Source organism: Acidithrix sp. C25, assembly GCF_904848545.2.
This window is the reverse complement of the sequence record NZ_CAJHCI020000007.1, coordinates 340,847-354,049: the sequence shown is the minus strand read 5'-3', so window position 1 is coordinate 354,049 and position 13,203 is coordinate 340,847. Positions and strand designations below refer to the sequence as shown.

At 46.6% G+C, this 13,203-nt stretch carries 10 protein-coding genes; all 10 read right to left on the bottom strand.

Annotated elements, in window-relative coordinates; genetic code table 11:
* Positions 1-3: 3 nt before the first annotated feature.
* The 10 genes from ACIDITHRIX25_RS83150 to ACIDITHRIX25_RS83110 all read right to left on the bottom strand — a co-directional run bounded on the left by ACIDITHRIX25_RS83150 (position 4) and on the right by ACIDITHRIX25_RS83110 (position 12,956).
* Entirely contained in the window at positions 4-834 is an 831-nt protein-coding gene (locus ACIDITHRIX25_RS83150; RefSeq protein WP_052606844.1) for a maleylpyruvate isomerase family mycothiol-dependent enzyme, read from the bottom strand.
* A 551-nt stretch (positions 835-1,385) separates the two neighbouring features.
* On the bottom strand, positions 1,386-1,841 hold the full coding sequence (locus tag ACIDITHRIX25_RS83145; protein ID WP_201731955.1) for a hypothetical protein: 456 nt from the start codon (positions 1,839-1,841) through the stop codon (positions 1,386-1,388).
* Between the two features lie 48 nt (positions 1,842-1,889).
* Entirely contained in the window at positions 1,890-3,587 is a 1,698-nt protein-coding gene (locus ACIDITHRIX25_RS83140) for a glycosyltransferase family protein (protein WP_201731954.1), read from the bottom strand.
* Positions 3,588-5,405: 1,818 nt separating this feature from the next.
* Complete coding sequence (locus ACIDITHRIX25_RS83135; RefSeq protein WP_201731953.1) at positions 5,406-6,083, bottom strand: nitroreductase family protein; 678 nt, start codon at positions 6,081-6,083, stop codon at positions 5,406-5,408.
* A gap of 156 nt (positions 6,084-6,239) precedes the next feature.
* Positions 6,240-6,773: a potassium-transporting ATPase subunit C gene (locus tag ACIDITHRIX25_RS83130; RefSeq protein WP_201731952.1), complete on the bottom strand. Its 534-nt coding sequence runs from the start codon at positions 6,771-6,773 to the stop codon at positions 6,240-6,242.
* Positions 6,774-8,831 (bottom strand): potassium-transporting ATPase subunit KdpB, encoded by a 2,058-nt coding sequence (kdpB, locus tag ACIDITHRIX25_RS83125; protein ID WP_052606465.1) that lies wholly within the window; start codon positions 8,829-8,831, stop codon positions 6,774-6,776.
* On the bottom strand, positions 8,831-10,519 hold the full coding sequence (gene kdpA / locus ACIDITHRIX25_RS83120) for a potassium-transporting ATPase subunit KdpA (RefSeq protein WP_201731951.1): 1,689 nt from the start codon (positions 10,517-10,519) through the stop codon (positions 8,831-8,833). The genes kdpB and kdpA overlap by 1 nt, the downstream gene beginning before the upstream one ends.
* Entirely contained in the window at positions 10,519-10,605 is an 87-nt protein-coding gene (gene kdpF / locus ACIDITHRIX25_RS000000104335; RefSeq protein ID WP_152626096.1) for a K(+)-transporting ATPase subunit F, read from the bottom strand. Before kdpF ends, kdpA begins: the two co-directional genes overlap by 1 nt.
* 145 nt (positions 10,606-10,750) lie before the next feature.
* Entirely contained in the window at positions 10,751-11,464 is a 714-nt protein-coding gene (locus tag ACIDITHRIX25_RS83115) for a response regulator transcription factor (protein ID WP_201731950.1), read from the bottom strand.
* Positions 11,454-12,956 carry a sensor histidine kinase gene (locus ACIDITHRIX25_RS83110; RefSeq protein WP_201731949.1) on the bottom strand — a complete coding sequence of 501 codons (1,503 nt, stop codon included), beginning with the start codon at positions 12,954-12,956 and terminating at the stop codon, positions 11,454-11,456. Before ACIDITHRIX25_RS83110 ends, ACIDITHRIX25_RS83115 begins: the two co-directional genes overlap by 11 nt.
* Positions 12,957-13,203 lie beyond the last annotated feature (247 nt).

Here is a 13,203-nt window from a genome sequence, read left to right as displayed (position 1 = left end):
GGATCATATCAAAAAACCTAAATTCTGATAGACCGCCGTCCCAAGTTCACTATCGCTACCGATCTTTACGCTTCCATCTTCTAAATAACTATGGGCATTGAGGCGTCCTGCAGCGGCAAAGACAAATGCCTCAAAGGTCATGGTCAACGAGGCGTCATCGATCTCTTTGGCATCATCTCGCGCGACCACAGCGCGACCATCGCGAATCAAAATCCTAATAGTATCAACATTACCAGGGTTAACTTCTATCTCAAAGCGGACTTGAGTGCCCTCTTTGGCCTTGACTTTCTTACCAACTACAAATCCTAGACCCGAGACCAATTGATCATATGAAATCTTTCCTGATCTATCGTGTGCAAGAAAGGATCCGCCACTGGATATTCGAATATCTTGTTCATGGACAAAACAATCCATCACCCGAATGACCATAAAGTCTCGATAGGTACCTTTGCCAATCGGCGTCCAGCTCTCTTTCGAAAACTCCTCCTCGGTCATAGAACCGAGCACCTCTAAGCGTTTGGTGACGCAACTTTCAAACTGATCTAAGATTTCGGCTGAGGACTTAGACCTTAGTGACTTTATCCAGGCCTCATTGGATCTTCCGATCTCATTTTTAACGTGCGACCCAACTTGATCGTCGTCCATCACTGGAGTTTGATCTCCGAGAAGACTCCTTTCGGTACCTACGATATGCGAAAGAATATCCCCTACGCTCCAGCCTGGACAGTTCGACAACGCAATCCATTGTTCTTCACCTAACTCACGGCAATAACCCCCAAGGGAGTTCCAAGTCTCAGCAAGTGCAGAAATTATAAATGAAGATGAATATTGCACAATGAACCCCTAATCGATGTCATCTCTTTAACACTACGACAAGTCAGTCATTACGTCGCCATTTTTAAGAATCTATCACAGTAAAAGTTAGAATACCCCCACTGGACCAAATTGCAATTGCCACCATCACATGATCAGCCTCAAAGTCCAACGATCAAAGGACTTGGCCATCTAGCAGTCAATCGCCACTGATAATCCCTATCAGGAGCCATGTCGAAAAGAAGATCAAGCCACAGATCCAAAATACTTTGCCTTCCGGGCCGTAGGGGCAAAACCGCCAGACAAAACAAAACCACAAGATCCTCCAAATTAAACTATTTTTAGACACATACCCGAAATTAAATAAACGCAAATAAAAATCATCTAGTTCAGGTGAACAAAAACACGAAATTTACAAAGGGATCTAATATATTTAGCTTGATTACTCAAGCAATTCATAGATCAAAATGACAGAAATAAAGATCGAAAATCAGACCGCCCGCTGGCATAGAGACGATTATCCGCCCATCGGGTTATCTGTCTTGGAATTTTGACGATAAAATATCCAGCTGCTAAAAAAGATGCCGACCAATTAAGAATCTTTTGAACAAAACGAGATAGCCACCAGCAAGAATCAGGATTAGATTCAAGGAAAGATCCAACCAAAAAATTACCATCACCCATGGGGATACGTAATTCAAAACAATGTGATTTACACCCTTATGTAAGACAAGACCCGTTAAAAAACCATCTGTAGTGATCAGTGGAATTGGAACTCCATTATCGAAAGCATGCTCACCTGGCATAACCTGATCGAAGAGAACCACGAAACCCTGCCTTTTCGCCACCAACGATTCGACGGTTTGATCTGTATCTTTATGAATCGACGTTAAAATCAGATCTTGATTTGTCTGGCTTTTGGGTAGATGATTTCTTGAGATCTCATTTTGGGTAACATATGCAGTTGTGTCTCCTGAGATAAGCGGATGCGCCTTTGAATTGCCGCTAGGACGAATCTCGGTCGGCACAAAGAGTTGACTACTTAAATTCGATATAGTCGAATAGTAGATAAACTTTCAAACGCCATTGAAGGTCACGGATCCTCCATATTGCCATTGAGAAGCTACGTCAATAGAGGTAAAGAGAGAGATCTTGGGATCGCTCTGTTCTTGGGATAGCACCTTCAAATAGATCTCTCGATTAGGGTGAAGCCGCGAATACGATGAATCGCCACTTGAGATTCCCGTCGCCCATTTCAACAACGAAATAGATCTCGAATCCAAATTAAAAGCCGCGCCCAAATCTGGTCGTGAATAGTAAACCCCTAGAAGCGCACTAAGTGCACTTGTAACCTGTCGATTCTTACCAAAAGGGGCAGGAAGGGAACTATCCACCACTTCATAGGAGGTGGCCATCTTCTGTCCTAGGATCAGACCACCGACGCCCATCAGATTCAAAGACTTCAGCGATCCATAGTCTATTGCCACGTTATATAGCGAAGGCGCCAGTGGCCACAACGGGGATAGCGACGAGTGCGTCGGGGCATTTCCAAATTCCAATTTAAGAGTATTTACATATCCCTTAGGAAAAAAGATTCCCAAACCTTGAATACTTGAAAGGTCATTCATCGCAAGGACCGAAGGCAGAAGCAGATCACCTGGCGCTAGAAAAATTGCATGTGAAAATTTGGAGCTCTTGATGACTCGCGCGATAGGCGCTGACATCGCCACGGCCTGAGGAGTCGGAAAAAAATTCCTAGGAAGGTAAACAAAGAGAGAGACGACAACCAAACCAGCAAGAGAAATCTCCGACCAAGCCAAACGATCAAAAAGAACAACAATCACTAAACCAACTAAACAAAAAATATAGAAGATGAATTGACTGGAAAAAGCGGCCACAACTGGAGCCGTCAAAACAGGAAAGGCCCTGGAGCCCTGCACATGTATGAATAGATCGAGAGCTACATAAAAAAGCAAAGGAAATATAAAACCACATACCCTTACCAATTGAGTTGCCGATCGAATAGCTTCAAAGCCGATCGCCGCAAGAACCACAAGCGGCAACCACCACATAAAGGGCAAAAACCTAGGAAGTGCTATAAGCCGTAGGATCGGTAGTGAAAATAGTGCATCGACATAGGCAAAGTTGAAGTCTGCCAGAAAGCCAAAGAGTGCAAAGCCGAGAATAATTCGATGCCAGAGTTGGTACTTCCCCCTGGATAAAACCAAATCCTTGATAATTGCGACTGTTCCAAGAGCCGCCAGTGACCAGAGAATAGGGTTTCCCCACGCCCACTCAGCAAAGGTACCCTGATAGATTCCGCCTATCACGCCTTTCCCAAAGAACCATGGATCCACTAAAGTTACAAGCCATGAAATAGGCGAGTGATGCTTCCATCCATTTGGTGACTGGAGTGCAGCACTCGTTGAAATGGCACCATACAAAGAAGCGGTAGCTATTGCCGATCCGACCAAACCAAGGATGCAGCTAATTATTATCGCAGTTACCAGCCCCATGGAATGGCGCAGTTTATACCCGTTTTTTGTCAAAAGCGCAATCATGAAAAAAAAGATCATGATGGCCAGAAGTGGAACCACTTCATCGAAGCCCGACAAAAATAACTGGCTTACCAAAAAGGCTAAAATCAGTAGCCATCCAACCCTTCGATTGCCCCTTGCGCGAATCACTCGCGAGATTGCCAGCACTAAGAAAAGCGAATCCATAAATGGGTTAAACATATCGAGGTTCAAGTTCGAAACTATTGGTCCGCTCATGCAAACTAACAATGCGCCCAAAGCGGATGGCAACCTACCTAAGTCAAACTCTCTACATAGTAAATATGTGCCAATGGCACACAAGTTGAGGCAGAGTATAAGCCAGAGAGATGGATTAGACGGAAATAGCAGATGAATCAGGATCTCGGGAAAGAACCAGGGAGACCCTTGGTTTCCAGCCAAGTTGAGACCATAGCCCTGATAAGGCAAGATCAAAGGTAGATGCAAATGCGCCCAAGCGTGGGTTACTGCTCTTTCCATCGGTTGAGTTATAGGGCCACCAGCAGTAGGGTCCCCCACAAACGCTGGCCCTTGAGGCCAATTGGTATTTGTTATCAAGCTTTTGGTGCCCACGATGACGGGCCAATAGTTAGCTATCATTGCAAGTGGCAAAACGAAAAAACAAACTATTATGTCATAGATATATCCGGGGAATCTACCTTCTTTTACGTTCCGCCTATCACCATGAACTTCGTCAGTTTGTCCTAATAGTGAACCTCTAAATATCTCGTAAATCGCGAACTTATCCTCTAGAAGTGAATTTAACTAAATAACCTGCAACCAGTGCCCTAAAACACGTCCCCGCAGATCGAAAGCATATGTCGTACAATCCCCGCTCGAACAATTAGCCACAAATAAATCAGCACAAGAGATTCAAGTGTCAAACTAACCCGAAAGCGACTGCCATATTATCGACACTCTCAACCTGGTTTATAATTCAACTTTCCTGAGCTAGCCAACACTCCTCAAAGCATTACTTATCAAAGAGCTCAAATCGTCAGCTCTCCAAGTCGACCCAACACAGACCCATACCATCCGAATCATCTTTCACCCCAGATATGGTAGTGATTTATGCAAAGACAAACTTGCCAACACCTAACGAGGAAGCAGCTCTCAATAGTCGGCTCACAACAAAACCTACCCTTGGTCTTAGCGCTAACTAAAGCAAAGAATTCAAGCACATGGAATGCCACTGAGCGACATTCTCGAATATATGCGATCTATGTTAATAAATTATTAGAGCCTACCTAAAAGAAGTCAAACAGTTCACCAAGAGATCCAAATGAAGTTCCAGCGCGAAGGCGCTTCCAAGAACCAGGCGACTTAAGGATAAATTAAAGTTCGAAACGTCGCTTCAAGGATCATTTTTATGCCATCCAACACCAGTTCAATGGCCCTTTCGCTATGGCACCAAGAACGATCGTGGGTAACGAATCGCCAGTCTCAGAGACAATCCACAGTCGGACTCCATCAATAGATCCAAAATTACTGAATAGATCTAGGATCTCAAAACTCAACGAGAATTAGACCGGTTCGCGAATTGTAACAATTAATCAAAAACGATTTAGCAATATACTTCAGCGTGGAGTCTAAAAATCGATGCTAGTTCCCTCCTGTCGAGCCAACCCATAGGATTTGACGTGCTTGGCTCGAGTTTTTTCAAGCGTATTACCGAAAGGCAAATCATCAAATCTGAACTTAAAAGTTCAATAGACGAATAGAGACCCTCAGAAAATCAAAATCTCAACCTCGAGAGCCGCTCTATTGAGCATTAAAGGCTCTATCATAAGCTATAACGCTGGCACTATCTAGACAAATGCAGTCTCCTGAAACCAACAGCCTCGATTGAAGGCATCTAGAAGTGATTGAAGTGGCTATTTGATATCGATGAAGTAAGTTGCAATTGGATCAAACTCACTATGGACCATCGATATCGGCAAAGTATTTTATAAGAGCCAAAGATTATCAAGCAATAGATCAACAGTAGCTTTCCCCTATTTCAGAGATTACCTAAATCCATAACGTTGAATTGCTCACTCATCTAAAGGGATCGCCATCAAATCGATCGACAAAGGTAAACTCTTCTACAGGAGCTCTCTTTAGGCTCGTCAACTTCTTCTTTGGATATCCAAGCGCAATGAGCGCGGCTAGCCCATATGAACCTGGCATATTTACAAGGCGAGCAACTTGGTCTTCACGCCGACATAGCGTAGTAGTCAAAACTCCTCCGATTCCTTTTGCATTCGCAGCTAGGAGGATGTTATAGGCAAATGGATAGACGCTGGCTCCACCGACGATGCTTTGGCGGTCGAGGCCATTATCTAGAACCGCAAGCGCACCCATATCTACAAAAACTGCCAAAAGAACCGGTACCTTATCTAAGTTATCACTAAAGTAAAAAGGTGTACGTGTCTCAAAGGCGATGCTCAAATCGACTGCCGGTTTAGTCCATTTTCTATTCTCGATCGGGGCAAAAGGTACTTTACCTACCCTTTGGTGAGCCTGGTATTCAGCCCAACCCTCAACGTATAAGTCTCGAATACTCTCGCGAAGTTGTCGATCTTTAATTACAAGGACCGTCCATCCCTGACGGTTTCCACCACTGGGCGCGAAACGTGCTAGCTCTAAAAGCTCATAAAGATCGGCGTCGCTTACATCTCGATCTTCAAACTCCCTTACGCTTGCGGTAGTTCGAACCACTCGATCAAATTCCATATCTTGATCTTACACCCAGCTATAAGATACGCCCAAGCTTTATCATTGCTAAAGCAGTAGCGTGGATCTCTCAAATTACAAGGTCACCACGCTGCTGCTTTTTTAGATCTACATAAGCCCTTCAAAATGGCTGAGTCTCATCCCGTGTTATGGATGCTATTTGGCCAGCTTTAGAAGAGATTGATTCAGACGTAACACATTGACCGTGTTCTCTCCCAAGAATCCAAAGTCACGCCCACTTTGCTGACTCAGGATCAATCGCCTAAGTGCCGACGGTGCAATGCCTCGGGCCGCTGACACCATAGGTATCTGCACCAAGGCAGAATTAACTGAGATGGAAGGATCGAGACCGCTAGCAGAGGATGTAACCAGCTGCGATGTCGGATTGACCCCATGAGAGTGATAGAAGGCGTAGGCCGCTGACACCTCCTTGCGCAGAAGGATCGAACGTGGGCCATAGTTGGTACCCCCACTTGCCATCGCATTGTAGCTCCCAAGTCTTCCATGGAACCAAGTAGGGCCAGTAAAGCTCTGTCCTATAAGGGGTGAGCCACTGCTTTGGATCTGACCGGTAACCTTCGAGCCAAAAAGTCCACTTCCTATCAGGGCCAAACTAACAGGATAAATAAGCCCCAGAAGAACCCCAAAGGCGATCAAGAAAATAACAGAACGACGAACTGCATTCAACATCTAGTACAACCTCGTAAAAACTAAGATCAAATCGATCAACTTGATACCAATGAATGGAAGTATCAATCCACCCACGCCATAGATCATCACATTTCTTCGAAGGAGGTGCGAGGCACTCGCTGGCTTGAATCGAACTCCACGTAACGCCAATGGAATGAGCACGATGATAATAATGGCATTAAAGATCACAGCAGATAAAACAGCTGAGGTCGGTGAGTGAAGAGCCATGATATTCAGGGCCTTCAGTCCCGGGAAACGAGCCACAAAGAGAGCCGGAATGATAGCGAAATATTTTGCTACATCATTCGCAATCGAAAAGGTAGTGAGCGCACCTCGAGTTATCAAAAGCTGCTTTCCAATTTCAACTATGTCGATGAGCTTGGTCGGATTTGAATCAAGATCCACCATGTTGCCGGCCTCTTTAGCGGCATTGGTTCCGCTATTCATGGCCACACCTACGTCGGCTTTAGCGAGCGCTGGTGCATCATTAGTCCCGTCACCAGTCATCGCTACAAGCTTTCCGCCAGCCTGTTCTGAGATTATCAACTCCATCTTACGCTCAGGCGTAGCCTCGGCTAAAAAGCTATCCACACCTGCCTCTGCTGCTATTGCCGCAGCGGTAATTGGGTTATCCCCAGTAATCATTACTGTGCGGATGCCCATCGCCCTTAGCTGGGCAAAGCGCTCTTTAATCCCATCTTTTACTGTATCCTTGAGCTCGATAACTCCGAGAATTCTGTTTCCATCCAAGACCAAAAGCGGCGTTCCACCATGGCTCGAGACTCGATCGGACAACTGGTCCACCTGGGGTGTTACTGTTCCGCCGCGACTAACCGCAAATGCTTTAACCGCTTCGGTAGCACCTTTACGAACCATTCGGTCCCCGATATCAACTCCTGACATCCTCGTGTAAGCCGAGAACGGAACAAAGATATGATTGTCCCCCATGGTCTGTCCTCTAATGCCAAACTTCTCCTTGGCAAGAACTACTATCGATCTACCCTCTGGCGTTGAATCAGCAAGCGAAGACAACTGGGCAGCTAGAGCTAGCTCCTGCTCGTCGACGCCGTCCATTGGATAAAAGTTGGCAGCCATTCGGTTACCTAGAGTTATAGTTCCGGTCTTATCTAACAATAACGTAGAGACATCACCGGCGGCTTCGACGGCTCGACCTGAAGTGGCAAGTACGTTTTTTTGAACTAGCCGATCCATTCCAGCGATTCCGATAGCTGATAACAGCGCGCCAATCGTAGTTGGAATGAGACAGACTGTCAACGCGACAAGAACGACTACCGATACAGTGGCATGTCCAAAACTTGCAAAGCTATAAAGGGTAACAGTTACCGGGATAAAAATGATAGTCAACGCAGCAAGCAAAATAGTAAGCGCTATCTCATTCGGCGTCTTTTGACGCGAAGCGCCTTCCACCAGTGAGATCATCCGATCAAGAAAAGTCTTGCCCTTCTCGGCCGTAATTTCAACCACTATTCGGTCTGACAAGACCAAGGTGCCTCCCGTTACCGCCGACCGATCGCCTCCTGATTCTCTGATAACCGGCGCCGATTCGCCTGTAATTGCGGACTCGTCGACACTCGCGACACCTTCGACGATCTCACCGTCAGACGGGATCACATCTCCGGCTTCACAAACGACAAAATCACCTCGTCGCAATTCAGCAGTGCTTACTCGAGTCTCAACCCCTTTATCATCGATGCGTCGAGCATCAGTGTGGGTTTGCATCGAGCGAAGGGTATTTGCCTGGGCTTTCCCGCGTCCCTCTGCCACCGCCTCAGCGAAGTTGGCAAAAAGAACTGTCAACGCAAGCCATGCCGTAACCGAGATAGTAAAGATTGAAGGTGATTTTATGCTCTCATAGATCGAGATCACAGTTCCAACCGCCACCACGAACATAACCGGGTTGCGAACTTGTACCTTTGGATGCAGCTTAGTAAATGCTCCCTTTAGGGCATCTCGAAGGATCGCCTTGTCGATGATTCCTTTACCAGCTGTTTTTTTCTCTTTTGAAGAGGCTTCTGGCCCCTTGGTCGTAGTTTCCACTAGAAAAGCCTTCCATGTGACAATGCTTCAGCAATAGGACCGAGCGATAGAACTGGGAAAAAGCTCAGGGCGCCTACGATCACGATCACTCCTACAAGTAATGATCCAAAGAGAAATGAATCCGTCTTTAGAGTTCCATCGGTCTCGCCGACGATCGGAGCTGCCGCAAGAGAGCCTGATAGTGCCAAGACGGGGATCATCACACCAAAACGTCCAAGCAACATCACCACTCCACCGATGATGTTATAAAAGGCGGTGTTCCCAGATAATCCACCAAAGGCCGATCCGTTATTATTCCCCTGGGACGTAATGGCATATAAGATCTCACTAAATCCGTGGGGACCCGCATTTAGGGGACCCGCCCGACCAGCTGGTACAGAAACTGCGATTGCTGTTGCCACAAGCACCACAATCGGCATTATCAAAACAGCTATGCTGGCGAGTTTGATCTCCTTAGCTTGAATCTTTTTACCGAGAAATTCTGGCGTACGCCCAACCATCAATCCAGCAATGAAGACCGTGACAATGGCAAAGGCAAGAATCGTATATAGACCGCTTCCAACACCACCCGGAGAGACCTCTCCAAGCATCATTCCGCCTAGAGCAACTGCGCCTCCAACCGGTGAATATGAATCCAGCTGGGAATTGATGCTTCCTGTAGAGGTTTGGGTGGAAGCCACGTCGTAAAGAACCGAATCAAAGATACCAAACCGAGACTCTTTACCCTCAAAAGCATGGACTACCTGCCCGTGGGTCGCTGCTGACATAACAGGCGATGGAGCCTTTTCCGCCACCGTCGCAACGCCGAGACTCACAAAGAAGAAAAACGCCATGGTTGCTAGAAGCAGCAATCCGGTACGCTTGCGCTTGATCATTTTGCCAAAGGTGTAAGTCAAGGAGACGGGAATAGCCAAGATCAGAACTACCGACAAAAACGCAGTCATGGCAGTCGGATCTTCAAATGGATGCGCGCCGTTAGCATTGAAGTAGCCACCACCATTGGTGCCAAATTGCTTGATTGTCTCCAGGGAAGCGACTGGTCCCAACGGAATTGTCTGCTTGAACCCAGTTGCCGCATTTCGAATGGTAACCGAATGAGAAAAGGTCTGAACGGCACCCTGGCCCATAAAGACAATCGCTGCAATGAAGGCTACCGGCAAAAGCACATAAATTATTACACGGGTTATGTCCACCCAAAAGTTACCGATAGTCTTAGACAATTTACGAGAAAATCCACGAGACAGCGCAATAGCCGCAGCAATGCCAACGGCAGCCGAGGTAAATTGCGGAACGACCAAAGCCATCATCTGCGACAGATAGGTCATTGTGGTTTCACCGGCGTAGTTCTGCCAGTTCGTATTCGTAATAAACGAAACAGCAGTGTTCCAGGCAAGTGCTGGTGGAACGCCAGGCAGATGCGACTGGTTCAGGGGCAGGTGTGCTTGAAGACGAAGAATCCCATAGCAAAATGCAATCGAAAGAACGCTAAAGATAATCAAGGACCGGGCATAGCTCTGCCAGCTTTGCTCTGCCTCGGGATCGACACCTAATAATTTGTAAAACCGACGCTCGATAAAGGAGAGAAATTTAACCCGGCCTTCAAAAACCGCCTCTAAATAAGAGCCAAGATACCTCCAGGAAATTCCAAGGACAATCAAAAGTGCCAAAATAGTAAGTGCGATATTCATTAAAATCGCTCCGGACGCCAAAGGGCATAGCAAAGATAGCCAAAGATAGCTATGGATCCAACCAGAAGTACAAGATTTACACTCATGCGTTCTCCAGTCCTTTTACGGCAAGAATGAAAACTACCGCAGTCACGACCATCGACGCTAAAAAATAAAGATCAACCATAGGAGCTAATGATAAGGAATGGAGTGTTAATGGTCCCTAAAAGGCAGGGCTCTAGATATCAATAATTAATTAATTCCATTGCTATCATCATCAGATTCCACCATCTGATATCCGATTCCGGCTCTGGTTCGGATCAAAGAGCCATCTTGACCGAGTTTTTGACGAAGTCTATTTACATAAACTCTCAAATAGTTAATTTCATCAAAATATCCTTCACCCCAAACGTCGTTGAGGAGTTGCCGATGGGTGTAGATTCTCCCGACGTTGCGAGCTAAAGCTGAAAGCAGGGCGAACTCCTTTTGCGTCAAGTCGATCTCAACGCCTTTTACCTGCACCTGCGAGGCGGCAAAGTCAATTAAAATATTTCCAATCTCGATGGACGAAAAAGCATCATCAAAGTTTCCTCTGATCTGACGGTGACGAAGAGAGACCCTCAATCGAGCGGCAAGTTCGGCCATGCCAAATGGCTTAGTCACATAGTCATCGGCTCCATTGTCTAGGGCAGCTACCTTTTTGAGCTCATCATGAACAGCAGAGAGCACAATAATAGGAACGTCACTAAAACTTCGGATCGTACTGCAAACTTCAACACCATCTTGATCTGGCAATCCAAGATCCAAGATAACCGCATCCGGTGGACTGTCTATGACCGACATGACTCCGAGATGGCCTTCGCCCACGAGCCTCACCCGATAACCCCTTCCGCTCAAACCAATCTCTAAAACTTTTCTTAGAGCTGGATCATCATCGATCACGAGTATCGATGGGTTAGAGTTCATGGATCGTCTCCATTGGTGCTATCGCTAAGGTAAAGAAAAATATGGCTCCGCCATCTGGAGCGTTCCGCACAGAGATTCTCTCACCGTGGGCTTCTACAAATGCCTTAGCAATTGCCAGGCCGATACCTGCCCGCCCCCCGTTTAGTCGCTGTTCAAACATGCGAAAGATCGCCGACTCGTCCTCTTTGTCAACTCCAGGACCCCGATCGCGTATCTCGATCAAGACTCGACCATCTTGAAGACGGGCTGCCACGTCAACTACACTATTAGCTGGAGAATGGCGAATCGCATTATCGAGTAGATTTCCCACCACTTGAGCCACTAAAGTGTGATCTGCCATAACATCGGGCACCTCGGGTGAAATGAAAATCTCGATCGATTCCTTCAATTCACCTGTGAGCATAAGAGAGTCGATTCCCTCTTCGATTAGAACATCGATCTCGACTGGGGAAAATCTTGGCTCTAACGCACCAGCCTCTAGACGTGACATATCCAACAGATTCACAACAAGACGACTGAGGCGGTCCGCTTGGGCTTCAATCATTCTAAAAAGCTCATCTCGATCAGCAGCTTCAATCTCTAGACATGGATCTCTTAGGTTGGAAATAGATGCTTTTATTGCTGTCAGAGGGGTCCTCAGGTCGTGCGAAACGGTACCCAAGAGTGCACGTTGCCACCTCTGCGACTCAGCCATCATACGCGCGTGCTTTGCCTCTTGGGCCAAGCGGGCATGGTTCAACGCCAGACCGGCTTGATTCGCAAAGGTATTTAGAATTCTAAGGTCCTCTCGCTTGGCAGATTTAAATTTCACAACCAGAATCCCAACTGGTTTAGCTTGGACAGTGAGCGCAATCGCGAATAACCTATCGACGTTCAACTCACTGTTAGGTCCAAGATCCAAATTCTGCATCAAATGGTCGTTATCGGCCTTAAACTGCTCCAGGAGAATCGCAACATCAATCTTCCCAACCACTGCAATGGGCTCTAGGGCTCCCGAATTTTCGACTAATATTACTACGAACTCCAAGATAAAAGCGTCACAGAGGTTTAGTGCGATCGAATTAGCTAGGTCCGACAAAGACTTGTCGCCGATAAGCATCTGTGAAAGCTCAAACAGCCGAAGGTTGATCGAACTCTCTCGCAACGAGATCGCCCTCGCCTCGCCAAGATTAGATACCACTCGCGAAACAACCAAAACAACCACCACGTAGACGCCAAGTGCAATCCAGTTTTGATCAGCACCGACCGACAGGGTGTAAAAAGGGGGTATGAAAAAGAAGTCATAGACCAAAAACCCAATGGCAGCGCCAATAACCCCTACCCTAAAGCCACCAATTACGGTCCCGATTACCACCGGAACAACAAAGACCAAGGCTGATGTAGCAACGCTGATAGAGCCTCGAATAAAAAACAGAGGCACGCCAAAGATAATCGTTGCTACTAAGACGCCGCCGATGCCCCTGGCAAATTCTTTAGATGAATCATATGCCACATAGTGATCCTAATACATGAACAACGGTCTTACAATGACATCCTCCCCGCGCGCCCTTACGGAAAGGGCTTCCTAAGCTGCTTAGGCAGCTTTAGGCGTGGTGGTGCGCTTCACTGGGTCGCTCTGGCTGTGTCTAGGTAGACAATAGACGATTCTTCGTTGAGCCAGGTTTCCTTGGAGAATCGAGCTACTTCGTGCGCTTAGGTATTGTAGATAATCTTCTGGGCTCTCTTTGGTTTCCATAGAT

What these genes read in the sequence shown, in the direction of transcription:
- ACIDITHRIX25_RS83140 (WP_201731954.1), bottom strand. Translation starts at nt 3,587, where the DNA reads ATGAGCGGACCAATAGTTTCGAACTTGAACCTCGATATGTTTAACCCA.
- ACIDITHRIX25_RS83135 (WP_201731953.1), bottom strand. Translation starts at nt 6,083, where the DNA reads ATGGAATTTGATCGAGTGGTTCGAACTACCGCAAGCGTAAGGGAGTTT.
- ACIDITHRIX25_RS83130 (WP_201731952.1), bottom strand. Translation starts at nt 6,773, where the DNA reads ATGTTGAATGCAGTTCGTCGTTCTGTTATTTTCTTGATCGCCTTTGGG.
- kdpA (WP_201731951.1), bottom strand. Translation starts at nt 10,519, where the DNA reads ATGAATATCGCACTTACTATTTTGGCACTTTTGATTGTCCTTGGAATT.
- kdpF (WP_152626096.1), bottom strand. Translation starts at nt 10,605, where the DNA reads ATGAGTGTAAATCTTGTACTTCTGGTTGGATCCATAGCTATCTTTGGC.
- ACIDITHRIX25_RS83115 (WP_201731950.1), bottom strand. Translation starts at nt 11,464, where the DNA reads ATGAACTCTAACCCATCGATACTCGTGATCGATGATGATCCAGCTCTA.